At 70.5% G+C, this 23,282-nt stretch carries 25 protein-coding genes; 14 read left to right on the top strand and 11 right to left on the bottom strand.

Annotation, left to right across the window (positions count from 1 at the left end; translation table 11 throughout):
* Positions 1-48: 48 nt before the first annotated feature.
* The gene (locus CTZ28_RS39630; RefSeq protein WP_121894616.1) at positions 49-909 is read right to left on the bottom strand and encodes a GntR family transcriptional regulator; all 861 of its coding nucleotides are present in this window, start codon (positions 907-909) and stop codon (positions 49-51) included.
* 316 nt (positions 910-1,225) lie between these two features.
* Here CTZ28_RS39630 and CTZ28_RS39625 point away from each other — a divergent pair, with 316 nt between their 5' ends.
* Entirely contained in the window at positions 1,226-2,083 is an 858-nt protein-coding gene (locus CTZ28_RS39625; protein WP_121894615.1) for a hypothetical protein, read from the top strand.
* A gap of 720 nt (positions 2,084-2,803) precedes the next feature.
* Here the strand turns inward: CTZ28_RS39625 and CTZ28_RS39620 are convergent.
* The 3 genes from CTZ28_RS39620 to CTZ28_RS39610 are packed head-to-tail and all read right to left on the bottom strand — an operon-like array spanning position 2,804 to position 4,388.
* Entirely contained in the window at positions 2,804-3,163 is a 360-nt protein-coding gene (locus CTZ28_RS39620; RefSeq protein WP_121894614.1) for an Asp23/Gls24 family envelope stress response protein, read from the bottom strand.
* On the bottom strand, positions 3,160-3,810 hold the full coding sequence (locus tag CTZ28_RS39615) for an Asp23/Gls24 family envelope stress response protein (protein ID WP_259472024.1): 651 nt from the start codon (positions 3,808-3,810) through the stop codon (positions 3,160-3,162). The genes CTZ28_RS39620 and CTZ28_RS39615 overlap by 4 nt, the downstream gene beginning before the upstream one ends.
* A complete protein-coding gene (locus tag CTZ28_RS39610; RefSeq protein WP_121894612.1) occupies positions 3,801-4,388 on the bottom strand; it encodes an RNA polymerase sigma factor in 588 nt (195 codons plus the stop codon). Before CTZ28_RS39610 ends, CTZ28_RS39615 begins: the two co-directional genes overlap by 10 nt.
* Before the next feature lie 201 nt (positions 4,389-4,589).
* On the opposite strand from CTZ28_RS39610, the gene CTZ28_RS39605 reads away from it, so the two are divergent.
* From CTZ28_RS39605 to CTZ28_RS39575, 7 genes are all read left to right on the top strand, one after another.
* Complete coding sequence (locus tag CTZ28_RS39605) at positions 4,590-5,102, top strand: Asp23/Gls24 family envelope stress response protein (protein ID WP_121894611.1); 513 nt, start codon at positions 4,590-4,592, stop codon at positions 5,100-5,102.
* Positions 5,103-5,189: 87 nt separating this feature from the next.
* The gene (locus tag CTZ28_RS39600) at positions 5,190-5,402 is read left to right on the top strand and encodes a hypothetical protein (protein ID WP_121894610.1); all 213 of its coding nucleotides are present in this window, start codon (positions 5,190-5,192) and stop codon (positions 5,400-5,402) included.
* The gene (locus CTZ28_RS39595; RefSeq protein ID WP_121894609.1) at positions 5,399-6,463 is read left to right on the top strand and encodes a DUF6286 domain-containing Asp23/Gls24 family envelope stress response protein; all 1,065 of its coding nucleotides are present in this window, start codon (positions 5,399-5,401) and stop codon (positions 6,461-6,463) included. The genes CTZ28_RS39600 and CTZ28_RS39595 overlap by 4 nt, the downstream gene beginning before the upstream one ends.
* On the top strand, positions 6,460-7,044 hold the full coding sequence (locus CTZ28_RS39590) for an Asp23/Gls24 family envelope stress response protein (RefSeq protein WP_121894608.1): 585 nt from the start codon (positions 6,460-6,462) through the stop codon (positions 7,042-7,044). Before CTZ28_RS39595 ends, CTZ28_RS39590 begins: the two co-directional genes overlap by 4 nt.
* A gap of 110 nt (positions 7,045-7,154) precedes the next feature.
* A complete protein-coding gene (locus CTZ28_RS39585; protein ID WP_121894607.1) occupies positions 7,155-7,367 on the top strand; it encodes a hypothetical protein in 213 nt (70 codons plus the stop codon).
* Positions 7,360-8,094, top strand: coding sequence for a DUF2637 domain-containing protein (locus CTZ28_RS39580; RefSeq protein WP_259472023.1), 735 nt, complete (start codon positions 7,360-7,362; stop codon positions 8,092-8,094). Before CTZ28_RS39585 ends, CTZ28_RS39580 begins: the two co-directional genes overlap by 8 nt.
* Positions 8,095-8,304: 210 nt before the next feature.
* Positions 8,305-8,811: an SsgA family sporulation/cell division regulator gene (locus CTZ28_RS39575; RefSeq protein ID WP_259472022.1), complete on the top strand. Its 507-nt coding sequence runs from the start codon at positions 8,305-8,307 to the stop codon at positions 8,809-8,811.
* 637 nt (positions 8,812-9,448) lie between these two features.
* On the opposite strand, the gene CTZ28_RS39570 is transcribed toward CTZ28_RS39575, so the two are convergent.
* From CTZ28_RS39570 to CTZ28_RS39560, 3 genes are read right to left on the bottom strand one after another with little or no spacing between them, the layout of a single operon-like run.
* Entirely contained in the window at positions 9,449-9,925 is a 477-nt protein-coding gene (locus CTZ28_RS39570; protein WP_121894606.1) for a GtrA family protein, read from the bottom strand.
* Entirely contained in the window at positions 9,919-10,869 is a 951-nt protein-coding gene (locus CTZ28_RS39565) for a decaprenyl-phosphate phosphoribosyltransferase (RefSeq protein WP_121894605.1), read from the bottom strand. Before CTZ28_RS39565 ends, CTZ28_RS39570 begins: the two co-directional genes overlap by 7 nt.
* Entirely contained in the window at positions 10,862-11,371 is a 510-nt protein-coding gene (locus CTZ28_RS39560; RefSeq protein ID WP_121894604.1) for a phosphatase PAP2 family protein, read from the bottom strand. The genes CTZ28_RS39565 and CTZ28_RS39560 overlap by 8 nt, the downstream gene beginning before the upstream one ends.
* Positions 11,372-11,897: 526 nt before the next feature.
* Between CTZ28_RS39560 and CTZ28_RS39555 the strand changes: the two genes are divergently transcribed.
* Positions 11,898-12,596 carry an RNA polymerase sigma factor gene (locus CTZ28_RS39555; protein WP_183154817.1) on the top strand — a complete coding sequence of 233 codons (699 nt, stop codon included), beginning with the start codon at positions 11,898-11,900 and terminating at the stop codon, positions 12,594-12,596.
* Between the two features lie 92 nt (positions 12,597-12,688).
* The gene (locus CTZ28_RS39550; protein ID WP_183154816.1) at positions 12,689-13,066 is read left to right on the top strand and encodes a hypothetical protein; all 378 of its coding nucleotides are present in this window, start codon (positions 12,689-12,691) and stop codon (positions 13,064-13,066) included.
* A 627-nt stretch (positions 13,067-13,693) separates the two neighbouring features.
* Here the strand turns inward: CTZ28_RS39550 and CTZ28_RS39545 are convergent.
* Complete coding sequence (locus CTZ28_RS39545) at positions 13,694-14,095, bottom strand: DUF6009 family protein (RefSeq protein WP_121894601.1); 402 nt, start codon at positions 14,093-14,095, stop codon at positions 13,694-13,696.
* Positions 14,092-15,609: a DNA primase family protein gene (locus CTZ28_RS39540; protein WP_121894600.1), complete on the bottom strand. Its 1,518-nt coding sequence runs from the start codon at positions 15,607-15,609 to the stop codon at positions 14,092-14,094. Before CTZ28_RS39540 ends, CTZ28_RS39545 begins: the two co-directional genes overlap by 4 nt.
* Positions 15,610-16,824: 1,215 nt before the next feature.
* Here CTZ28_RS39540 and CTZ28_RS39535 point away from each other — a divergent pair.
* The 4 genes from CTZ28_RS39535 (at position 16,825) to CTZ28_RS39520 (ending at position 20,689) form a co-directional block, all read left to right on the top strand.
* Positions 16,825-17,301: an ATP-binding protein gene (locus CTZ28_RS39535; RefSeq protein WP_121894599.1), complete on the top strand. Its 477-nt coding sequence runs from the start codon at positions 16,825-16,827 to the stop codon at positions 17,299-17,301.
* A gap of 184 nt (positions 17,302-17,485) precedes the next feature.
* Positions 17,486-18,712 (top strand): DUF11 domain-containing protein, encoded by a 1,227-nt coding sequence (locus CTZ28_RS39530; RefSeq protein ID WP_259472020.1) that lies wholly within the window; start codon positions 17,486-17,488, stop codon positions 18,710-18,712.
* A 449-nt stretch (positions 18,713-19,161) separates the two neighbouring features.
* The gene (locus CTZ28_RS39525; protein WP_121894639.1) at positions 19,162-19,755 is read left to right on the top strand and encodes a TetR family transcriptional regulator; all 594 of its coding nucleotides are present in this window, start codon (positions 19,162-19,164) and stop codon (positions 19,753-19,755) included.
* A gap of 115 nt (positions 19,756-19,870) precedes the next feature.
* The gene (locus CTZ28_RS39520; protein WP_121894597.1) at positions 19,871-20,689 is read left to right on the top strand and encodes a DUF6292 family protein; all 819 of its coding nucleotides are present in this window, start codon (positions 19,871-19,873) and stop codon (positions 20,687-20,689) included.
* Positions 20,690-20,775: 86 nt separating this feature from the next.
* Here the strand turns inward: CTZ28_RS39520 and CTZ28_RS39515 are convergent, their stop codons facing one another.
* The gene (locus tag CTZ28_RS39515) at positions 20,776-22,755 is read right to left on the bottom strand and encodes a hypothetical protein (RefSeq protein WP_121894596.1); all 1,980 of its coding nucleotides are present in this window, start codon (positions 22,753-22,755) and stop codon (positions 20,776-20,778) included.
* Positions 22,752-23,021: a hypothetical protein gene (locus CTZ28_RS39510; RefSeq protein WP_121894595.1), complete on the bottom strand. Its 270-nt coding sequence runs from the start codon at positions 23,019-23,021 to the stop codon at positions 22,752-22,754. Before CTZ28_RS39510 ends, CTZ28_RS39515 begins: the two co-directional genes overlap by 4 nt.
* Positions 23,022-23,282: the final 261 nt, after the last annotated feature.

Below are 23,282 nucleotides of genomic sequence, written 5' to 3'. Positions count from 1 at the left end.
CCCGGACGGCTCTCGGCTCCCGCATCCCCGGGTGGACGGGAGACCCTGTCACAGGGTGTCGCGAGGGCCGCGCTCCGGGTCTCCCGGGGTCCGGCGGGCTCCGCCCCCGGGTCGTGCCGGTCCCTCCGCGGCCCATGACCGGGCGGATTCGGGCCCGGCGACGGCGAGTTCGTAGGCCACTTCCCAGCGCACGTCGGGGACGACGATGTCGGACGTCTCCACCGCGCGGTCGTCACCGGTGTAGTACGTCCGCTCGATGACGAGGATCAGGTCGCCGAGGCCGATGCCGAGCAGGTCGGCCTGTTCCCGGGTGGCGCGGGCGGGGCGCGGCACCTCGACCGTGGTGACGATGTCGATGCCCTTCGAGCGGAGCCGCCCGGCGACCGCCCCGCTCGTGTCGGGCCGCCGCTGCGCGGGCACCGTGGGAGCCCCGGCCGCCGCCGCGGGTTCCCAGCTGATGCAGTACTGGGAGGTCAGGGCGTCCGCGAGGAATTCGTAACTGGTGCGTACGCACGGCTGGCCGGGCTCGATGCCGAGCCGCCGGGCGATGTGGTCCGGGGCGGGCGCGCGTACCTGGGTCCGGGCCCGCCACGCGCCGATGTGGTCCGGCTCGGCCGTGCCGCCGGCGAAGGGGCCGCCGCCGGGGGACTTCCAGGGCCGGGAGCGGGTCATACGGTGTCGCTCGCGGGGCCTGGCCACGTAGGTGCCGGAACCGGCGCGTCCTTCCAGGAAGCCCTCGATGATCAGACGCTCCTGTGCCTTCTGCATGACGTTGGGATTGACCCCGTATTCCTCGGCCATCCGGGCGCGGGAGGGGAGTTTCGCGCCGACGGGCCACTCGCCGCGGGCGAGGCGACGGCGCAGGTCGTCGGCGACCACCTGGTGCCGCGGTGGGTCATCGTGCCCCATGTGAAGACTCCGTCCTCGGTTGGCGACCTGTAAAAGTGCCGAGTTTGGACCCCTGCCGACGAGCTAATGCATTAGAACTGCGGTAAGTCACTGGGCATATGCGGAGGGGATAGGTGGACGCGTGGTGCGCGGAGCCCGTGGCTGCCTTCGCACGCGGCGTGTGCCGCGGCCGGGCCGAGCCGGACGCCTCTGTGGGGCGTCCGGGGGCGCGTCGGCGTCCCGGCTCCGGATGCCCGCGGCGCCGCGCCTGCGGGCCCGCTCCGTACCGCCCCCCGCACGGTTCGCTCAACTTGCCAGCCCCCCTGGAGTCCACGGAATGACACGCGCCGCCTCGACCACCTCTGTGCCGCAGCGAGAGCTGGTCGGCACCGTCCCCGACCGGGCGCACGTCGCGCTCTACACAAGCAGCCCGGATTCCCGGGTCGCAACTCAAGTCCTCGTGGGGCTGCGGGAGTTCGCCACCCGGCAGGGGTGGACCGTCGTGCACAAGGTGTACGACCTGGCACCGCTCGACGCGCCTCTGTGGCACCGCACCGGCTGGCAGGCCGTCCGGCAGCTGCTGGCCTCCGGCGCGGCCACGGGGCTCGTCGTCCCCGACGAGCGTGAGGTCGCCCGGCACGCCGGGGACCGGGACGTGCTGCGCAGCTGGCTGCTGGGCCTTCCCGCCTTCGCCGCGTGCGCCTGCCCGGGACGTGCGGAGCAGGCGCTCCGGCCCGCCCGGGCGCCGCGGGACTCCGCCGTCCGCACCGCGCTCCCCAGGCCGGCCGGCCGGCGCTGGCAGCGTTCCTACGCGCTGCACCCGCTCAGCGTGCGCCCGGTCCGGGAAGCGGCCCGTGCGCATCTGACCTTATGGAGCTGGCCCGGTGACATCGTTGCCGCGGTCGATGTCCTCGCACGGCTCGCGTATAACGCCGTGGTCCACGCACGGCCCGCCGGGGAGGCGGACGCGCGCATGCGGGTGCGGCTGACGCTGGGCGAACACGACACGCTGCTGCTGGAGGTGGGGGATCCGCGTCCCGACTTCCACAACAGCGCGGCCGCCATAGCCGGGGTGCTGGGCAACGGGCTGCGGGAGGCACGGCTGCTGGGTGCCGAGGTGAGCTGGCTGCCCGCCGCCGACGGCCACGGCAAGTTCGTCCGCGCCCGGCTGTCGGCGCCCCGCCCACACCCGTGAGACGCCCGGCCCACGACGGGGAGAGGACGGCGTCCCCGCCAGGGGATAAAGCCGGGGGCGTCGTCCAGACCGGCGGCGTACCGGCGACAGCCGCAAGGACGACGCGGCCGGCGCCGTACCACTCCAGGAGCGCAACGCCCTCCGGGCGAGGCGAGGGCGCGGTCATGCCTGCCCGCACGGGCCGCACCTTCAGCAGCACCCGCACGCAGGGCGGCGGTCCGCGGACCGCTGAAGGGCGCCCCGCCAGGTCGACGACGCACCGAGGACGGCCACGACGACGGTACGGCCGATGCAGTACGCCCCGCAGCCGCTCCAGGCGGGGCGAAGGCGCCGTCGTACCTGCCCGCGCCTCCCACAACCCCCAGCCACCCCCGCACGCTGGGCCGACGGGCCGGGGGCCGCTAGCTGACGCCCCGCCAGGTCGACGGCGTACCGGCGACAGCCGTAAAAACAGCACGGCCGTGCCGTACCACTCCTGGAGCGCACGCCGACGCCATCGACGGTGAACGGGCCTTGCAGCGCCGTCCGGGCGAGGCGAGGGCGCGGTCATGCCTGCCCGCACGGGCCGCACCTTCAGCAGCACCCGCACGCAGGGCGGCGGTCCGCGGACCGCTGGAGGGCGCCCCGCCAGGTCGACGGCGTACCGGCGACAGCCGCAAGGACGACACGTCCGTGCCGTACCGCTTCAGGAGCGCGCGTCGGCCGGGTGGGGCCGGCCGGTCACACCAGGCCGGTGACCGTGATCGTGACTCGGGCGGGTGGCCGGTTCTCGGCCTCGGCCGGTACCGTCCGGCGCACCGCGGCACGGATCTCGCGCGTCACGTCGACCGCGCGGTGGCCGCGCCGCAGGACGACGCTGACCTCGATCGCCAGGGTGCCCGGCGCGCTGCCCTGTCCGACCCGTACGGCGGACTTCGCCCGGCTCTCCTCGGGGTTCACCCGGCGCCCTGTCGCCCGCGCCGCCACGGAGGAGCGCAGCAGTCCGGCCAGGCCGGGCCGCAGGAACGCCACACCGGGCACGCCCGCGACCGCCTGCGCGATCCGCTCGGTCAGCTCCACGGGCTCACCGTCCGCCGTCACCTCGGTCCTCCCTCCGCCAGGTCGTCCTCGGGCACGACGTCGGTGACGGTGACGTCCACCGAGCCGACCTCCATACCCAGCAGCCCGTCCGCCGCCGCGAACACCTCTTCCCTGACCTGCTCCGCGATCCGCTGAAGGTTGACCGTGGCGGCCACCACGATCTCGACGCGCACCGCCACCGGGCCGCGTGCCCGGCGTGCCGGGGCCGCCGCACCGGAGCCGGCCGGGGCGATACGGCAGCTGCCGGTCCGCACACCGGGCAGGGAGTCGGCCGCCGCGCGGAACACCTTGGCCGCCGCCGCTTCCACGATCCAGTCGTCCTCCGCCGAGGCACCCAGCGGGAGTGTCCTGCCGGGGCGCAGTTCGAGGCGTACGACGTCCATCACCCGATCGACGAGCGCTCCGGTGTCCTCCTGGGGCGGTTCCTCGGCCCGGGCCCGGCGCACGACGTCCTGGAGCCGGTCGAGGTCGTGCAGTGCGGCGGAGCAGTGGGGGCAGGTACGCGTGTGCGGGTCGGCGAGTCCGTCCTCCCACTGGCGCCACACGTCCCCCAGCTTGCGGCCGCAGGGCAGCAGTTCCTCGCCGGGTACGTCCGCGCTGTCCGTCGCGTCGGTCGAGCCGGAGTTCGGGTCCGCGTTCATTGCCATGCGACCATCGCCTCCGTCAGTTGGCGTCGCGCGCGGAAGACGCGTCCACGGACCGCCTCCTGGCTGATTCCGACCATGTCAGCCACGGCCTCGTACGATAGTCCGTTCAGCTCCCTGAGTACCCAGCACACCCGTTGCTCGGGCGAGAGGACGGCCATCGCGCTCGACAGGGCCTCGACAGCGGCGTGCGCCTCCGCCACCCGCGCCGGGGACGCCTGGTGCTCGGGGGCCGCGGGTTCGGGCACCGCGTCCAGGGCGGCCACCGGCCGCCGTGCGCGCAGCACGTTCAGGCACCGGTTGGTGACGATCCGGTACATCCAGCTGCTGAACGCGGACTCGCCGCGGAACTCCGGCAGCTTGCGCCAGGCGCTGACGAAGGCGTCCTGTACGGCGTCCTCCGCCTCGGTCCTGTTGCCGAGCAGCCGGGTGGCCAGTTGCAGCAGCGCGGGCCCATGGCGGCGCACCAGTATCTCGAAGGCCTCCTCGTCGCCTTCTCCTGCCCGCGCCGCCAGCAAGGCGTCCTCGTGCCGTTCGCCGTCGTCTGCGGCGTCCGTCGGGCTGTCCGGGTGCCCCGGCACTCGTGGTCTCCTCTCGTCCGGCCCGTCCCCGTCCGACTCCTCCCCTTCGCCCCGTACGACACGGCCGCCGCCGTGCGCGTTACGCGGCAGCGGGCAGATAGTCCGCACGACGGGTAATCCCGGGCCTCGCGTAATGAAACGTCAGCAGACGTGTCGAAATAGGTGACCGCGCACAGGGACATCAATCCAGGAGGCACACCGATGACGGCACAGGAGTCGAACCCGACGGGGGCGGTCGACGGCGGTCCGGGCACCGTTCCGGGCCTGACCGCGGTGCTCGGGGGAGCCGGCGAGACCGCGCGGGCCACGGCGGGGCGGGCCGTGGACGAGCGAGGCAGGACGACCATCGCCGACGTCGTGGTGGTCAAGATCGCGGGCATGGCGGCGCGTGAGGTTCCCGGCGTGTACGACATGGGCGCCGGCGGTCTGTCCCGCACGATCGGCGCGGTCCGTGACCGGGTACCGGGCGGGCGGCCGAACGTGGGGCGCGGGGTGAAGGTCGAGGTCGGTGAGCGGCAGGCCGCCGTCGACCTGGACCTGGTCGTCGAGTACGGGGTGCCCATTCCCGAGGTCGCGCGCGAGGTACGGGCGAACGTGATCGCCGCCGTGGAGCGGATCACGGGCCTCGAGGTGGTCGAGGTGCAGGTGGCCGTCGACGACGTCCACCTGCCCGACGACGACGCGGGCGCCGTGGCGGACGCACGTGTGGAGTGACGGGCCGGTGTGCGGATCAGGGCGCGCCGCCGGCGAAGGACCGGCCCGTGCGCGCCGCCGAGGAGACGGACGGAGGCGGACAGAGCGATGAGCAGAGCCGACACAGGGCTGCTGGTGGGCGTGGCCCTGGGCTACGCGGGCTGGTTCGGTGGGTTCAGGGCGTTCTTGCTGGTGGCCGGGGTGGGCGCGGTCGGCTGGATCGCGGGCCGGTTCCTCGACACCGGAACCGTCCGGCCGGATTTCTTCGGGTCCCATGACGGTCGGCGCGAGGACCAAGGCGGCCCCGGAAGGCCCCGATGAGGACGGCCGGAGCCGGCCCGGACACCGCCGGGGCAGGGACGGACGGCACCGGGGCGGACACCGCCGGGGCCCGGACGGGCACCGCGGCGAAGGCGGGTCCGCGCAGGGTCGAGGCCGGTGAACGCGGCCGGACCACCGTCAGCGACCGGGCGGTACGCCGCATCGCCGAGCACGCCGCGCGCGAGGCGCTTCCGCCGGGAGACGTCGGGGCGGTCAGCGCGAAGGTGGGCAGGCGCGGCGGCCGGACCGGTGTGTCGGTCGCTCTCACGCTCCCCTACCGGGCCGGGGTCGCACAGTCCGGTCACCGGGTGCGCCGGCATGTGGCGCGGCGCACGGCCGCGCTCACCGGACTCCCGGTCAGCCGGCCGCGGGTCCGGGTGCGCGGTCTGACCCCGTATGCCGGATCCCTGCCGGGCGGGCCGGTGGCCGCGGCCGCGCCCGGCCCGGCCGGCGGTCCGGCGCGGCGGCCGTGGTCGGAGCGGCGGGTGCCCGCGGCGCTGGTGGCGTTCCTGGGCCTGTCGGTCTGTGCGACGTTGCTGTACGACGTCGTGTGTGTGCGGATCGCGGGGCGGACGGCGGCACCCTGGCGGTCGCGGGCGCTCGGCTGGCTGTCCAGCCACGGCCCCGGCGGCTTCCCGGTGGCGCTGAGCGCCGCCGTGACATTGCTCGGCGCCGGGATGGTGCTGCTCGCACTCACGCCCGGCCGGCGCCGTTCGTTCGCGATGAGCACGGCCGACGGGAGGGTACGGGCGACGCTCGACCGGTCGGCCGCGGAGGCACTGGTGCATGAGGCCGTGTCAGGCGTGTCCGGGATCTCCCAGGTGCGGGTCCGGGTCGGACGCCGGCGAGCGCGGATCCGGGCCGCCGTCGAGTTCGGTGACCGGGAGATCGCGCACCGGCAGGTGGTGACGGCGACCGACCAGGCCCTCGGCGCATGCGGATTGGGGCGCACGCCCCGCCCGCGGGTGCGGGTACGGACCGCGCCGGGATGGCGCGACCCGGGACAGCGGGAACGGGTGGGCCCGGGGAGTCCGGCGCGTCCGGGGAGCGGGGTGTCGTGAACCGGCTGCGCAGCGGCGTCAACAGGGCCGTACTGGTCTGTGCCGGCCTCCCCCTGACGGCGGCGGGCATCGCGCTCGGGTTCCCCGAGGTCGTCGGCCGCGACCAGGTGCCCTCCTGGTGGCCGCTGGCCGCCTCCGGCACGGTCTGGGTGGATCGCGCTGCTCTCGCCCACTGGCGCGACCACGACTGGTGGGCACCGGCGGTGCTGGCCGGGCTCGCCGCCGCGCTGCTGCTGTGTCTGGGCTGGTGCCTCCACCAGGCCCGCAGCGGCCGGGTGAGCACCCTGCCGCTGGACCGTGCCGGGCTCACTCTCGACGGCGCCGCCCTCGCCCAGGCCGTGGCACGGCAGACCCGGACCGTGCCCGGGGTGACGCAGGCCCGTGTGCGCCTCGCCGGCCGGTCCCGTCGGCTCCGGGTCCGCCTGCATCTCGTCCTGGCTCCGGACGCCTCGCCCGCGGCCGTACTCGCGCACATCGGCACGCACACACTGCCCGAGGCACGGAAGGCGATCGCCCCTCGGCACCTCGACGCCGAGGTCCGCCTCCGGGTCCGCCGGCGTCCGCGCCGGCGCGTCAGCTGACGCGGCACCCCCCGTCGTCCGCCCCATCACATCTGATCGTCCCACCCGGTAATAACACGGGATCATGTCCCTCGAAAGCTGGATGTCTTGATGCTCATGACGCTCGTTAGGTGACCGTGACTTGGAATGAAACGGTCTCCGCGCGTCAGAAACGGGTCCTCCTCGCACCGGTCGATCCGAACTCCTCTGGACACGGCGGGCCGTGGCTGGATCCGGCCGAAGGGCAGGCGCAGCTCCGGCGCTGCACGGTCCTGCTGGAGAATCTGCTCGACAGGATCCTCGGGGCGGAACGCGACTACATGAATGCGGACGCCCATGGATGAGTACCGGGGCAGGTTCGACCCCTACGGCAGCCAGTTCCCCCAGGGCGTCGGGTACGACGCCCCGTCGGATCCGTACTGCGAGCAGTGCAACACGTTTCAGACGCATTACTGCCAGCACACCCCCGAGGCGCGCATGACAGGAGGTGGCTGGGATCTCGACGCGGAATTGGCTCACATGCTGAACATGGAATCCACCATGGGTCCCAGCTACTCGCCCCCGTCCGGGAACGACCCGTACCGGGCTCCGACCGTCCAGCCGACCGCCGGGCCGAGGAACCGCAGCCACGCCGGCGGGCCCAGGATCAGGCCGACCGCCATCCTGCTCACCACGATCATCGTGTGCACCCTGGCGATGCTGGGCTGGTCCATCTCCTATTCGTACGAGCAACTGCGCGCCGTCGCCGCCTTGTTCATGCCGCAGAGTCTGGCGCGCTGGTGGCCGTGGATGCTGTACGGGCCCTGGCTCGCGGCGGGCCTGTCCATCATGCGCGCCTCGCTGCAGCGCCGGACCGCCCGTTGGTCCTGGACCGTCATCGTGACCGCCTCCGTCGGGTCGGTCGCGCTCTGCGTCGGGAACTCCTCGAAGTCCCTGCTCATGATGGCCGTCGCCGGAATTCCGCCGCTCACCGCGCTGGCCTGCTTCCAGGAGCTCGTCGGACAGTTCTCGTACCGGTACCGCCCGCAGCACGCCATGCGCAACACGAAACGGGGCCCCGTGCGTCATTGACGAACCTGGTGTGCGCAGGCGCCAGCCGCAATCAAGGGGAACAGCGGAACAACGGGAACACGCCAGGTCAGCCCCTGTGAGGCCGGGACACCTCGCGCCCGCGCACGCGGCGACGAAGGGGAACGGCCCACTCGGCTCGTCGGACCTTCCGCCGCGTGCGCCGCACCCGCCGGGTGATGCTGTACACACAGAAAGACACATCTCATAGTCATGTTCAGATTCACACGTAGTGAACGGGCGCACCGGCGGGCCACGGAGGCGGTCCGGCGTCTGCCCTACTGGGACTCGGCACGCGGCCCGATGCCGGACGGCACACTCAGGCAGGCCGCCGGCGCCCGGCTGATCGCCGCGCCCAATCAGCAGGTTCTGATCCCCGTGGCCCTGCGGTACGGCCGTGCCGATCCGCTGGCGGTGCACATCGACTTCCCGTCGCTGGTGTCCCCCGACGGCAAGGACATGACCTGGTCGTTCGCCCGCGAACTGCTGGCCCAGGGCCTGTACGAGCCCGCCGGCATCGGCGATGTGTACATCTGGCCCTGCGGCCCCGCCTACACGATCATGGAGTTCCGGGGCCACGAGGGCAGGGCCGTGGCCAAGTTCGACACACCTGTCCTGCGTCGTTTCCTGCTGCGCTCGTACGCGCTGGTCGAGCGGGGCGGCGAGGAGGTCGAACCGGCCCTCGACGAGCGGCTGGCCGCCCTGCTGGGCAGGGCCTGACGGCGACCGCGGACCGACGACGCGGGGCACCCCGCCCGGTCAGGTTCCCGCCCCGGGCCCGTCGTTCCCTTCCGCGGCGCCGGGGCCAAGGCGCGGGACGGCCCGGTTGTGCGCGAGCTGACCTCGCGCGTTCCCGTTGTTCCACTGTTCCCTCTGCCGACGGCAGGTGCCCGTCCTCATATTGCTGCACGGACGGCGACACACACCGGTCAGAGAAAAGCCGTCATGCCAATAGCCCGGAGCCATGGGCAACTCCGGGCTACCGGCGGCGGAGCGATGCTCACGGAGCAAAGCACCACTCCCGTTTTCCCGACTCAGCCCTCTCCAGTCACTGGGCCAGGAAACTCGGTCCGCCGACCGACGCAAAGGAAAAGCACCCGTACCGGTGCTCAGTCCAGCAATCAAGTCAGCTGTTCACTGCACGTCGATTATTATTCCGTGGCGCCCGCATCTCTTTTTTCGGGCAGCACGGAATCGCCTCTCCGAATGCAACGAGCAGCACCCGGATTTGACTCGCCGAGAGTATCACGCATTTCCCTCACCACACGGACAGCCCCGCGGTATTCACCTTCCTTCCGGCCGTTTTCCTCGAACACGTTCTTCAGTGGATCCGAGGAGCGTTCGACACATTCTTTTCCTATGGTCCGACCGGGCCGTACCGCACTGTTTCCGGTACGTCAGCCGTGCCCGGCCCGGCGTCACGCGCAGGTGCCCCTCCCCCGCCGCCGAAGACCAGTGTCCGCGCGCCCCAGAACCGCAGGACGGTCGCCAGCGCCATGCCGATCCCGGCGCCGGAGACGGTGTCGGCACGCTGTGAGGTCAGGCCCAGGCCGTAGTGGCTGACGGCGAGACAGAGCAGCTGGACGAGGGCGCCGGCCAGGTGCACCGCGAGGAAGACGCCGTACGAGCGCAGGCCCCTGGTCCGCGTGTGCCGGTAGGTGCCGAGCATGTTGCCGAGGTAGGCGACCGTGCAGCCCGCCGCGAAGGACAGCACCTTCGCGGTCAGCGGGCCGAGGCCGGCTGGACCCCGCAGCCAGAGGAAGAGGCCCAGGTCGACGGCGTACGCGAGAAGGCCGGCGCCGGCGAAACCCAGCAGCTCGCGCCGGCTCACCAATGGGCCACCGCCAGACCGTACAACGCCAGCCACACCACCCCGATCAGGGCCAGGGCCCGGTCGCGCAGGACCACGTCCTCGGGCTCACCGGCGGTGCCGCGATCGGCGAAGACGGCATATCTGAGCACCGCGAGGATGAAGGCGACCATCGACAGGTGCCGCCACGGCAGCACACCCGCGTGCACCGCGCCGTCCTCCAGGGTCCACATGCAGTAGCCGAGGACGGCGACCGAGGCGGCCAGCTGCCACACGAAGCGCAGATAGCTCGCCGTGTACGAGGTCAGCAGCGCCCGCGTGGCACCCGTTTTCCCGGCCATCTGGAGCGCCTCGGAGTACCGCTTCGCCGCCACCATGAACAGCGCCCCGAAACCCGTGGTGATCAGGAACCAGCGCGACAGCGGAATACCGAGCGCGATCCCGCCGATCATCGCGCGCATCAGGAAGCCCGTCGTGACGATCACCAGATCGACGACCAGCACATGCTTGAGGCTGACGGAGTACGCCCATTGCATGCCGAGATACGCCGCCAGCAGCGCCGCGACGGCCGGCGAGATCAGCCAGGCCGCGGCCAGCGGCGCCACCACCGCCAGCACGCTCCCCACCGCATACGCCACCGGTACCGGCACGTCCCCGGCCGCGACCGGACGACGGCACTTGGTGGGATGCGCGCGGTCGGCCTCGACGTCGCGCGCGTCGTTGACCAGGTAGACCGCCGCGGCACACGCGGTGAACAGCACGAAGACAAGGGCGAGTCGACCCAGGGCATGGGGCGCGAGGAGCTGGCCTGCCGCCACCGGGGCGGCGACCACCAGGACGTTCTTGACCCACTGTTTGGGCCGCGCGGTTCTGAGGATCCCGCGTAAGAGGTTGCCTCCGACCGGGCGTTCGGGGCGTTCCTGTCGCGGACTGTGCGTGCGACGCTCGAGCTGTGCCGTCTCAGCCACCGGTCTGCCCCCTCATCCAGCGCGTTCCGATGCGCGCCGTGAGCGCGCCCAGTGCCGCGCCCGCGGCGACGTCGGACGGGTAGTGGACCCCCACGACCAGCCGGGACAGGCACATCGCGGCCGCGAACGGCGCCACCGCGTGCGCCCCCAGTGCCCCGAAGGCCACGGCGGCAGCCGCCGCGGACGCCGCATGCGAACTCGGAAAGGAGTGCTGCCCCGCCGTACGCACCAGAGGCTCCGCATGCGCGGGGCGCGCACGGCGCACCACCCGCTTCACCCCCATGCTCGCCAGATGCGCGCCCGCGACCAGCGCCGTCCCGCGCACCCACGAGGCGCGCCGCGCCCTGTCGACAGCGGCCCCCGTCAGCCCCACCGCGAGCCACAGCGCGCCGTGCTCACCGGCCAGCGACAGACCGCGAGCGGCGGACGCGAGGCATGGATCGGCACCGCGGGCACGGAACGTGGCAAGGATCCGGTGATCCATGTCGTCGAAGTGATCCATGTGGACTCACTTTTCACGTCGGGGCAGTCAGAACCCCGGCAATACTCGATCCAATTCGACCAATCACCCATTTTGCGCAGGAACCGCCGACGCGTTTCACAAAGGCGGCAGGCATAACATCCGGTCGGATGATCCGATATTCCCAGGGCCCGAATGACGAATCTTCCACCGAATGCGTGGCGTGACTAGCTCTGGGATGATCTGAAGGCTCTATAAAGGGGTGACAATCCCTCACTCGACCATGGGAGTCCTTGCGCCGATGTCCTGAGTCAGACCTGCCCTCCTCCAGGCTCGGGCGGCGTCTCGGCGGCGTATGTGACACCTGTTCGCCAGCCCTGCTCGATGTGCGATGTCGCATCACCGCCGCTCACACGCCGACCGTGGATCCGACCTCCGGAACTCGCTCGCGATGATCCCTCATCCAGGAGCCGCCTTGTATTCTTCGGCCGGACACTACGCAACGTCCGCCGGCCAGCCGGGCCGGCAGAATGCCGATCCTCCGACAGAAAACCTCAGTGACCAGGAGTTGACCCAGTTAGTCCGAGGCGGCGACACCGAAGCCTTCGCCGAGCTCTTCAACCGCCACCGTGGAGCCGCCTACCGGCTGGCCTCCATGCACACCAATGACGCGTACACCGCACAGGATTTCGTCGCCGAGGCATTCTTCCGTGTGCTGCAGGCCCTCAGATCGGGCGGCGGCCCGTCCACCTCGTTCCGGAGCTATCTGCTGCGCGTCCTGCGCAATCTGGTGACCGAGTCCGGACGGAACTCGGGGCGGCAGGTGCCGGTGCCGGACGTGAGCGCCTACGAGGTGGAGTACGCGGCGTCCGCCGGGAACGAGGCCCTCAGAAAGTACGAGCACGTACTGGTGCGGGAGGCGCTGTCCTCTCTGTCGGACCGGTGGCGAACCATCCTGTGGTGCACCATCGTCCAGTCCCAGCAGCCCGCCTCGATCGCCGACACCATGGGCATCAGCCCGAACAGTGTCGCCGCCCTGGCCTACCGGGCCAAAGAGGGGTTACGGCAGGCCTACCTCTCGGTTCACCTGGACCACCAGAGTTATCCCAGCCGGTGCTCCTACTACGTGGGCCGGCTCGCCGCGTACTCCCGCGGCCGGCTCGGCGAATGCGGATCGGAAGAGGTCATGGTGCACCTCGACGGCTGCGACACATGTGCCGGTCTCTACCGGGAGATCGACGAACTGAACGACCTCTTACCAGTCTGAGCGGATCCGCCCGACGGGCACCTCTCGTTCAAGGGAGCCCTTCACCACCGCCCGAGCCGTACGCAGGGCGCCCTCAGACTGCAAGGAATTCGATGAACTTGATCCGCCTGGCGATCCGGCAAGCCATCAGGTCACAATGCCGTCACCGGGTGGGAGCCGTGCTGGCCGCGGGCAGCCGCGTCGTCGTCGCGAGTTCCAACAAGTACCGGAACTCGCCCCTCATCGATCACCGCAACAGCACGTTCCACGCGGAGGACGCCGCGCTCCGGCGCGCCCGCGGGGCCCCGGTGAGCATAGTGTTCGTGGCCCGGGTCAACGCCGCCTGCGTGCCCATGCTGGCGCGGCCCTGCGCCCGCTGCGTCGACAAGCTCTCGCAGGCGGGGGTGCTCAGGGCCTACTACACCGCAGGCCCGAACACGGTGGAGGTGCTGGAGATCCCCCCGATACGTTCCCGGGCGAATTCGGCATGACCACACCTGCCGAAGGCTCCGCCCTTCCGACACCAGGGCGCTTCACCGCCCGCCGTTTCACCCGGGAACGGTTCCCGCGCCGGGACCGTGGTCCGACGCCCGCCGGCGCCGGCCGTGGCGCTGTGACACCGTGGCGCTGTGACGAGGTGACCCCTTCGACGGACTGACGGGAGTGCCGGTCGAGGACGAGCGCCGACGCTCACGGTTGCGCGGCACATGATGGGTCGCCAGGCCGCGCGGAGAACGCCCCCGGCAGCCACCCGCGCGCCGGTGAGCCCGTGAGATACCGGCCCCGGCCGGGCGCCGGACGGGGCAGGAAATCGCCGGCACCGACGTCGGGGAAGAAGCCGACGGCGGTCATTGGCCTGGCTGGCGCGCTGTATTGCGGCCCGCCGCCGTGGAGCTGCGCGCGAGTGAATCCGGATCAGGACGCCCCGGCCGAGGCCGTCTCCGGGCCCGTTTTGGGTGCGCGTCCTCTCCGGGAGAACCGAGCGCGCCGAACGGCGGAAGCTCTCCGTCGAGAGGCCGGCCGGAACGGACACAGCCCGAACGGACGGTGACGTCGTGCGCGGACCGACCGGCGGCCGCCCGACAGCGGGTCAGGAACGGCCCGCCGGACACGCGGTGTCACCAGGACAGTTCCAGGCCCAGTTCCCGCATCGCGGGGGACGGCGGGCCGCCCTCGGAGCGCTCCGTCTTGCGTCCCTTGTGGCCCGGGGCCAGGGTGCGGGGATCGATGGCCTCGGCCGGGGCCCCACTGGCGTAGAGGCCTTCGGGAACGCTGTCGCGGTCGTGCGGCAGCAGCCAGAAGACGCGGCGCCGAAAGGTCCCGGAGCAGTGTGACGCCTTTGCCCCGGGCCCGAGTTGGGCATAGCCCACCATCCGGCCGTCACGGCGGTAGGCCGGCCTGCCGCGACGGGTGGAGAGCCGGTCCAGGCTCTGCCGCACATAGTCGAGGCAGCCGACGTCCTCGAGCCAGACGAGTTCCGTCTCGTGGCTGATCTCGTCTTCGCTGATCAGGGAACTCATACCATCGCCTCGTCGGAAAGCAGTCCGATGCCCGGGTAGTACTTGCGCGAGTTGGACAGGATCATCTCCTTGGGTGAGGCCAGACCGGCCAGCTCGCGCGCCCGTTGGGCGAAGACCCGGGAGGAGATGGCCGTGGCTCCTTCGTGTTCGCACCACGTTCTGTAGGCCGCGTAGAGACCGGCCTGCTCGACCCGTTGGTCGGGGCCGCGGGCACAGCACTCGTCGAAGAACCGGCCGGTGTGGTCCTCGGTCTCGGCGTACGCGTTGGTGGCGATGCGCACCCGTTCGGGACCGGTGATGTCCCTGTCACCGCCGAGATAGCGGCGGGCGCCGTCGATGAGCCAGCCGAGAATACCCGGGCCCTCCTCGGTGACGAGAACGTCGGCGAGGTTGTCGATCTTGCGGTGGTCGGGGACGACTCGTTCGAAGGGAATCAGCCGCATCCGGCGCCAGAACGCGAACCCGCCCGTGCCGACCTCGGGCCGGTGGTTGCCCAACAGCCAGAGCTTGTGCGTGGGTTCGAAACTGAAGAAATCCTGCCGCATCCGACGCGCCTTGATTCGGTCACCACCGGTCAGAAGCTTGACCCGGGCCTCGTCGAACTTGTCACCCGGCTTCACCTCCGAACACACGATCACCCGCCGACCATGCAACTCGGCCAGATCCGTCGGATGCCCCTCATAAGGCCGCGCCATCAAAAACCCAGGAGGAGCCGCATCCGCATAATCCCCCAACAGCTTCATCAGCACGTCCAGCAGAACCGACTTGCCGTTCTTGCCCGAACCGAACAGGAAGGGCATCACCTGGCCGCCGACATCGCCGGTGACCGAATACCCGAGCAGCAATTGGAGGAAGCGGATCATCTCCCGGCCCTCGGCGTCGTCGCCGAAGGTGTCGGCCAGGAAGCGCTGCCAGCGTGGGGTGGACACATGCCGGGGGCTGACCGCCGTGGAGCGGGAGTGGAAGTCCTTGGTCGGATCGGGCCTCTTCATTCTGCCGGTGCGCAGATCGACGATGCCGTCGGGCGTGCACAGGGCATACGGATCCGCGTCCAGCAGAGCCGCGTTCAACACCATGCCGGGCGCGGACCTGGCCTGCACGAGCATGGCGTTGATACCGGCGGTGGACAGCGCCCGGCGGCGGTGCTTCCGCAGGGCCTGGGTACTGTGCAGGCCCTGCGGATCGCTGACGGCGATGCTCTCGGCGAGGTCGCCCGCGGCCCACAGCGCGGTGTCGTCCTCGTCGACCTGCCAACGGGTGCCGCCCCAGCGGTACCAGCCCAGGCCGGGCACGTACTGGTAGTCGCCGGCGTACAGCTTGACGAACAGTTTGGCCATGCCGCGATCGCTGAGCGTGTCGGGCAGCAGGCCGCGCTCGCTCGCCCGGCCGGCGAGGGACGCCTGGTCGGCAGCCGACCGGGAATCCAGGGATGCCGGCCGGTGGGCGAGCAGTTGGGCGGCAACGGTCTGGGGGTCGAAGTCGAACAGGACGTTTTCGTTGCCGGGAACCGTCATGAACGGCTCCCTGGGTGCGGGGCGCACCGCGCTCCGGCGGCGAGCAGCCGACGGGAGCGGACCGCGTCGGGGGTGTCTATACGGGAGGCGTCCACGCGGAGGGTGTGTTCGAGTCCGTGCGCGAGCCGGGACGGCAGGAGAGCGGATTTGCGGGCGTTTTCCGGGAGGGTGTGCGCGCCGGAACGGCCGCCGGCGGGGGCGAACAGGTGACCGGGCCGGCCTCGCCGGGCGCGCCGTGTGACGATCAGCGGTGACCGCCGATGAGTAGTCAGGGCGTACGAGGGCTCCTGCCGCGAGTTGCGATCGGGAAAAGGCAGCTCAGCAGGCATGTAGTCCCTCTATCAGTGACTGAAGCGACTCAACGACTGACGCAGATTAGCGAAGCCATGGTGAGGCGGCGCGGACCCGGGTACGAACGGAGCGGCCTCACTGATCATACGATTCACGGCGAAGAAGCCCAGCCACCGGACACAGCGGAATCGCCCTTCGGCCATTCGGGGCCCGCCCCCGGAACACGGAAAAGAAACCGCAGCTCACCTGGGATGCTCCGGGCATGACACCGCCTCAGGTGGGCACGGCCGCGCGCAGGGGAAGCACATGTGTACGTGAATGTGTTCCTCTACCGAATTTCCAGTCGCCTCGGTCGCTGCGGAGTACCCGACTCCCCTGGTGACCTGCGCTTTCAGTCCGTCCGAGCCGGCGGCCGAGCCCCGCCGGACGGCCGACGTACTCCGCTCACCACGCACTCGTCGGCAGCGACCGAAGGCCGGAAAACGGTGCATCATTGCGTCATATGGATGGTGAAGATCACCCTCCGGTGGCGATGAGCGGACAGCTGTTCGGGCATCCGGGACAGAGTAACCGCATGACATGTCCGCGGACCGAGAACTCGTGGATCTTCACCCTCGCGAATGCCGAGTTTCCCTTTTCTCGGAATTCTTCCGGTGCCAGGAACACCAGTTCGCCAGAATTGAATGACCCGCACCTGACAGTTGACCCGGCATCACGGAAGCGCATGCCCGCACGCTTAACAGCCGCGTATATTGAGTGCCCTTCTCCGTCCTGCTCGTGGGAGCTCCAGATGTCAGGCATTCACCTGCTGTGTGCGTCGTTGCCGGACGACCCCTGTACGACCGTCCGCGGCTTAGGCAGCAAGGTGGCGGCCGGCGATCGGCTGGGCTTCGAGCCGGGCCCCCGGACGGGAGGCGGCAGATAATGCTCCCCACCGCGACCGGTCGGATCGAGCGGCTCACACTGCCCGAAACCGACCAGACAGTCTGCGGGCGTATCGCCCTCGTCTTTCCGCGCACCCCGGTCGCAGCGGCCGAGAATCCCCCGGCCCAGGACCTCGTACGGGTGGGCGAGGTCCGGCGGATCTGCGGCGCGCAGCTGCGGAACTGGGGGCTGGAGCGGTTCGACGACTCCGTACGGCTGCTCCTGAGCGAGCTGGTCACCAACGCGATCCAGCACGGATCCGGCAGCCAGGTCGGCGTGCGCCTCTCGCACACCCCGGTGGAGGTGCGGATCGAAGTGCGCAGCGGCCCGGTGAACACGTTGACGGCCCGCGATCCCGGTCTGCTCGACGAGGACGGACGCGGCCTGCTGCTCGTCGACGCGCTGGCCGACGCGTGGGGCGTCGACGACGCCGGCTGGGTCTGGTGCGTCATCGCGACCGCGGCGCACGGGGCATGACGAGCCAGGACACCTGAGCCCTTCGGGTGCACAGGGCGTCACCTGTTCAGATCAGCCGTACGTCACGTCAGAGGCAGCACACATGTCTTACATGCATGTCCCCTCCGAAGACGGAAGGCAAGTAAGACACATGAACAGGCGTCTTTCACGTCGGCTACTTGCAATCGCGCTCACGGTAGGCGGTGTGACTGGAGGCTCGCTCGGGCTCCTCGCGCCGCAGGCCGCCGCGGCGCCGGCCTCCGACGGTTTCGAGTGCGACGGCCAGATCTTCCAGTCGGCCGGTTCCACCACCTCTGTCAAGCTGTACACGGGTACGGTCGGGCCGGGCACCGTGGACTTCTCCCCCCTCGGGCCGACCGGTCCGGGCTACAACGCCATCGGGGTGGACCCCGACACGCAGTACATCTTCGCGATGCGCCGCGACAACAACCACCTCCTGCAGATCAACAAGACCGGTACGGTGAAGGATCTCGGCGCGATCGCCGGCCTGCCGTCCAGCACGGACTACTACATCGGCGGTTTCGACAAGGCGGGCGACTTCTTCGTCGCCGGCAACGAGACCCCGCTGTACAAGATCGACATCAAGCAGCGCACGGTCATCTCCAAGACGACGCTGAGCGCTCCGCTGGGCGGCGGCGTGGGCGACATCACGTATGCGTCGGGCTACTTCTGGAGCGCGACGATCGACGGCTTCATCCAGCGCATCGATCCCGCGTCGGGGAAGGTCACCAACTTCTCCGGCATGGTCCCGGCCACCAAGCAGGGATACGGCGGCGCCTTCACCTACGGCAACAACGACCTGGGCTTCTTCGACAACGGCGGCACCCTGAACCGCATCGCCGTGAAGAACCCGGCCGCCGCGGCGCCCACGTTCACCCTCGTCTCCTCGCAGGAGGCGGCCGCGGCCAGCGCCGTCGACGGCGCCGCGTGCTTCGTTGCGCGGGCGGACCTCCAGGTGATCAAGGTCGCGCCGCTCGAGGTCGACGAGGGCGCTCCGGTCAGCTACCAGATCGTGGTGACGAACAACGGCCCGGCCGATTCCTCGGGCTGGACGGTCAACGACACCCTGCCGACCCTGCTCCAGAACCCCACCACCTCCACCCCGGGCTGCACCATCACCGGCTCGCAGATGTCCTGCACCGGCGGGGCCCTGCCCGTGGGGGAGAGCGCCACCATCACCGTCACCGGCATGGCGCCCATCCCCGGCGGTGTCGTGCTGGACAACACCGTCACCGTCCGCGGCAACGACCCCGACCCCAAGCCCGAGAACAACGAATCCAAGACGACCACCGAGGTGGTACCCGTCCCGCTCATCGACCCGGCCGTGGGTGCGGCCGCCGTCGCGGGCGCGAGCGCACTCGGCACCGTCGTCCTCCGCCGTCGGCGCAACACCGGCGAGGAAGCGCGGTAAAACGGCCTGCCGGCCGTGCGCAGGTAACCTTTTCCGGGGGCGGAAGGAACCCGTGTCCGAGGCGGTCGGAGCGAAGCAATGGCGCTTTGTCTCCGGCCGCCAGAGGCATGGGCGGAACACCGCCCCCACTCAATCCCACTATTGACATTCTGTCGATAGTGATGACATATTCATGACCTGTTTGTCGGTTGAAAAAAAGTTAAAGAGTTCACTCGTAACTGCCGTGTCGGTAGCGCGTTGATCTGTCCATGAGGGCTTTCCAGGCAACGCTCCCCAGAGGGCCGAGCCGCACTCCCCAATCAGCGAACCGCAGTTCCGCGCGTTCGTTGGCGTATCGGCGCTGCGCGGTTCGGCGATCTCGGGCACCCGAGCACATCGGGAGGTCCGGAGGGGAGGCGACCGCGGTGGGCCGAGCCGGACACGCGGAACGCGCCGACGCGACACGGGAGATGATCCTGGCGACGGCCGAGCGGCTGTTCGCCGAGCGCAGGGTCCCCGCGTTCGCCCACCGCCAGGGCGGCGAGCCGCTCACGCACGGCGCCGCCGACCACCGCTTCGGTTCCAGGGCCGACCTCGTGCGGGCGATCGTCCGCACCCACGGCGAGAGCATCGAGCGGATCCGCGTGCGCCTGCTGGCCGAGACCGGCGACTCCGGGGACGTACGGGACTGGGTGGCCTGCCTCGTGCAACCGGTCACCGAACACCTGACAGCCCTGGGCAGCCCCAGCTGGTACGCCCGGTTCTGCGCGCAGGTGATGATCGATCCCGCGCTGCGCGACATCGCGGACCGGGAGGCGCACCACTCCCCCGCGCTGCACCGCGTCCTCGAAGGGCTGCGCCGATGCCGCATGGATCTGCCGGCCCAGGTGCACGCCGAGCGCGTCGGCATGGCTCTCCAGCTGATCGTGCACATGTGCGCGGAGCGTGAGAGCGCCCTGGCCGACAACACGCCCTCGTCCCGCCCGAGTTGGCACGACACCAGCGCCGGCCTGATCGATGCGATCGTCGGCCTGTGGCTGGCCCCTGTCTCGAACCGCTTCTGACGGGGCATCCGCCGAAGCTCTGGAGGCTCCCATGAACAGACCGACCCACCGGTATCTTTCCGGCTCCGGTCGGACAGCCCCCATCGATCACCGAATGCGCACCGGGAGGAACCGCATGAGAGAGACCACGAAGGATGCGAGCTGGAAGGGCCTCAAGGAAAAACTCGAAACCGGTGTCGGCCACTACCTGGCCGCCGTGGCGGAGCGGCTTCTCGCCGACGGACTGCCGATCACGTCTCTCTATGCCTATGCCGCCGACGACGAGCGGTTGATCGATGACAACGATATCGAGGGGAGCATTCACTTCCAGAAGGCCTTCCAGACCAGTCTCAACGGGCCGGCGGAGTCCTTCCTGCACTGGGTGGGCACGTCGGGCTGGTGTTATCGGACCATCCACCATGAAACGGGCGCCGGTTCCCCTTCCGAGTACGCCCGCTGGCTCGACGCGGGCCTGCTGCCCTCTCCCGACCGGGTGGCCGCGTTCGTCTCCGCCGTTCGCGTCGATCCCGACACGGCCGGAAGCAGTGAACGCCCTTGTTATCGCACCTCCGGCGATCATCTGCACGAGCTCGCGGCCGGTTTCACCAGGTTTGCGCCCGGAGCGCAGCACACCCCGCTCGCCCAGACGAACCATGAGTACCGCTTCGTGGAGGCGCAGGGCGCCGCCTACCGCGACCGCGTCCTCAAAGCGCTGGCCTCCGGAGACGACCGGGTCCTCTTCCTGCCCATCCGGCACAGTGAACTGCGCGCCCTGAAGGACTTGTTGGAGTACACCGAAATCACCGCACCCCTTTCCGGACCCCACGACGTCGCCCACAGCCTCGCGCAGGATCTGACGCTGAGGACGCCGGGAGACCACCGCAGCGTGCAACGGCACTGCCGCGCACGCCTCCTCGCCGTCGAACAGGAGGACCAACGCGACCAGCACCTGTAGCGGCAGCCGGTGCCGGCCCCTCCTGCCCCGTGACCTCCTGCTGCGGTGTCAGGGCTGCAGCAGGAGGTCACGGCTCCGCTCTCCGTCTAGAAGTCCCAGATCAGGTCCGGTTTCAGGAGCAGAAGCCGCAGGTTCTCCGTGCCCACGCGCACACGGTGGGAGGCGATCCGGTCCTTCTGGCTGTTGTTCCGCAGGATCGCGTCGGCCTGGAGCAGGGCGTCGGGCAGGGAACGGTCGACGTAGCAGTTCACCCGGGAGTCCCCGCTGGCCTTGAGCAGCATGTTGAGGTTCTTGGTGGTGATGCCCAGGGCCGGGCCGCGCTGGGGAAGCCAGTAGGCGGCGGGCCCCTTGCCCTCCCAGCCGCTGCCGTCCCGCTTGCGGACCAGGCCCTGGTCCTGTTCCACCTGCCCGGAAACCGCGGGGCGTACGACGCCCTTCTCGTCCCGGATGTGCAGCCGCCCCCGCGAGAAGGCCCTGCGCAGGACCTCGCCGACGGCGGTGGCCACTCCGTCCTGGGCGGTGCTCTGCGCGTCCATGCAGGCGGCCTGCCGGGCGAGCGAGGCGGCGAGCGGCGCGGCCACGACATCGACCAGGTCGGACATGCTCGTGCCGGTGACCGCCGCGACCAGACCGAGGCCCGACAGCATGGCGGCCGCGGCGGTGATGACGCCGTCCATCGTGTCGCCCGGCTCCGGCAGGACCGCGTCCACATGGGGGCTGAGCCGTTCGTGGGCCTGTTTCTCCAGCTCCGCGAGGTAGCTGTCGGCGTCCGGCAGGGCGTGGAGATGGGCGATGATCCGGTCGCCGAGGGTGCGAAGGGGAACGGTGAGGCTCTGTCCGCCGCCGGATTTGTACCAGCGCCAGTCGACTTCGCCGCCGTCCCGCGAGAGGTAGATGACCACCGAGCGCCGGTACAGGGATTCCTGCATGGTGGGGGGCAGCATCTGGGCGGCGATGACGGGAATGGAACGGATCCGGTTGGCCGGCCTGGCCGTCAGATCGCGGTTGCGCCGGCCCTTGATCTCCGTCGCGTTCCCTGCCGCGCGGATCACGAGTTCGAGCTTCTTCTCCATGTCGCGCATCTGCGCGGCGGACGACGCCCGGGTGAGGGGGATGTCGTCGAGGAGGGTCGGGATGTCCCCCTCGAAATCGAGTGCGCACTCGATGTCCGTGGCGGTGCTGCTCATGCCCTTGGTCGGCACCGGGGGCCAGGCGTGGGGCCGGGAGGTGAGAAGGAGACTGCGCGCGGTGTTGGCGGCCGAGGTCTTGCCCGAGTTGGGTGAGGCGTCGAGCACGAAGGCCGCGGAGACCGGGCGCAGCGAGTAGGCGAGGGAACGGGCCCCGACCGCCAGGGTCATCAGGGAGGCCCAGCCGTGGGTGGCGATGTCGTCGACCGCCCGGCGGCACTCCTCGTCCGTGGCGGTGCGTTCGAGGGGGGCGGCGGCCTGCCGCAGGGGTTCCGGGGCGCCGATGACACGGACGGAGCCGGTGCTGGGGTAGCTGCGGCCATCCGCGTACACATAGGTCAGGCCGGCCACCGGCAGGCGGTGCCAGCCGGTGTGGGCCACCACGGGGGTACGGGGCAGGCGCTTGCCCTGGTCGGTGATGATGTTGATGAGGACTTCGCGGATGGCGCGCGAAGCGGCGCCGCTGTCGTCGCTGAAGTCGTTCCAGCCGTCGGCGGTGCGCAGGTCCGAGAGGCTCTTGGTGAGGGTGTCCGCTCCGATGGTGATGGTGTAGTAGCGACCGGCGGACTTGCCGTCCTCGCCGATCAGCACCAGGCGTTCGGAGACGTAGGGCGCCCAGTCCAGGACGACGTCCCAGCCGGCCTCCTTGCCGCGGCTGGCCTTCCAGACCGTGCCGTGGTCCTCATGGGCCTCGTAGTACCAGCCGGCGGATCCGATGACCGGGCGGCCCGGGGGTCCGTCGCCGGGGTCCCCCTCCCCGTCCGGGACCGGGGCGAGGTGGTCCCGGCCGCCGTGCGCGAGTTGCTCCGCTTCCCTGCCCCGCGCGTAGCCGGCGTACGGTGCCGCGGACACGTCGCCTGCGAGGGTCTCGACCGTCACCGGTCCTCCTCCCGGACGACGATCCGGGGGAGCTGCCGGGCCTGGTCGTGGACGATGTCGGCCAGGAGGTCCTTGAGGGCGAGGCTCTCCCAGATGTCGATGGCCGTGAACTGCTCCCAGCCTTTTCCGTCCGGGAGGTCCCGGTCGCAGAGCAGGGCCAGCTGCTGGTTCACCCGGACCACGAAGTGCTGCCGGTGGCAGGTGCCGTCGGCGTCCAGTGCCGCGAGCCTGGCGAGTACTTCCGGGCACCAGGTGAGAACTTGCACCGTCCGATCTCCGGATCGGTTCCAGACCCCGCTCTCCTGACGCTCCGTCGGAACTGCATACCACCAGCCATGACATCCGGGAACGGCCGTCATGGCGGGCCCAGTTCCTCCGTCTTGATGCGGAGATGCCGTGAAAGTGACGTTGAGGAGACTTGGCAGTCCGCTCCCCCGAATTGCCGCAGACATGGGTATTCTCTTTCCCCTAGCAGTGGTTCGTCACCTTTGCGTCCCATGACCGAACATGGGCCCGGTGAGCGAACT

This window comes from Streptomyces shenzhenensis (assembly GCF_003688995.1).
GTDB lineage: Bacteria > Actinomycetota > Actinomycetes > Streptomycetales > Streptomycetaceae > Streptomyces > Streptomyces shenzhenensis_A.
The sequence above is the reverse complement of the archived record's forward strand: the minus strand, read 5'-3'. Positions and strand labels throughout refer to the sequence as shown.

Coding starts and splice junctions, on each gene's coding strand:
- CTZ28_RS39520 (WP_121894597.1), top strand. CDS start 19,871: ATGAGAGAGACCACGAAGGATGCGAGCTGGAAGGGCCTCAAGGAAAAA.
- CTZ28_RS39600 (WP_121894610.1), top strand. CDS start 5,190: ATGAGCAGAGCCGACACAGGGCTGCTGGTGGGCGTGGCCCTGGGCTAC.
- CTZ28_RS39535 (WP_121894599.1), top strand. CDS start 16,825: ATGCTCCCCACCGCGACCGGTCGGATCGAGCGGCTCACACTGCCCGAA.
- CTZ28_RS39630 (WP_121894616.1), bottom strand. CDS start 909: ATGGGGCACGATGACCCACCGCGGCACCAGGTGGTCGCCGACGACCTG.
- CTZ28_RS39580 (WP_259472023.1), top strand. CDS start 7,360: ATGGATGAGTACCGGGGCAGGTTCGACCCCTACGGCAGCCAGTTCCCC.
- CTZ28_RS39625 (WP_121894615.1), top strand. CDS start 1,226: ATGACACGCGCCGCCTCGACCACCTCTGTGCCGCAGCGAGAGCTGGTC.
- CTZ28_RS39540 (WP_121894600.1), bottom strand. CDS start 15,609: ATGACGGTTCCCGGCAACGAAAACGTCCTGTTCGACTTCGACCCCCAG.
- CTZ28_RS39525 (WP_121894639.1), top strand. CDS start 19,162: ATGATCCTGGCGACGGCCGAGCGGCTGTTCGCCGAGCGCAGGGTCCCC.
- CTZ28_RS39605 (WP_121894611.1), top strand. CDS start 4,590: ATGACGGCACAGGAGTCGAACCCGACGGGGGCGGTCGACGGCGGTCCG.
- CTZ28_RS39615 (WP_259472024.1), bottom strand. CDS start 3,810: ATGGCAATGAACGCGGACCCGAACTCCGGCTCGACCGACGCGACGGAC.
- CTZ28_RS39550 (WP_183154816.1), top strand. CDS start 12,689: ATGAACTTGATCCGCCTGGCGATCCGGCAAGCCATCAGGTCACAATGC.
- CTZ28_RS39595 (WP_121894609.1), top strand. CDS start 5,399: ATGAGGACGGCCGGAGCCGGCCCGGACACCGCCGGGGCAGGGACGGAC.
- CTZ28_RS39560 (WP_121894604.1), bottom strand. CDS start 11,371: ATGGATCACTTCGACGACATGGATCACCGGATCCTTGCCACGTTCCGT.
- CTZ28_RS39545 (WP_121894601.1), bottom strand. CDS start 14,095: ATGAGTTCCCTGATCAGCGAAGACGAGATCAGCCACGAGACGGAACTC.
- CTZ28_RS39575 (WP_259472022.1), top strand. CDS start 8,305: ATGTTCAGATTCACACGTAGTGAACGGGCGCACCGGCGGGCCACGGAG.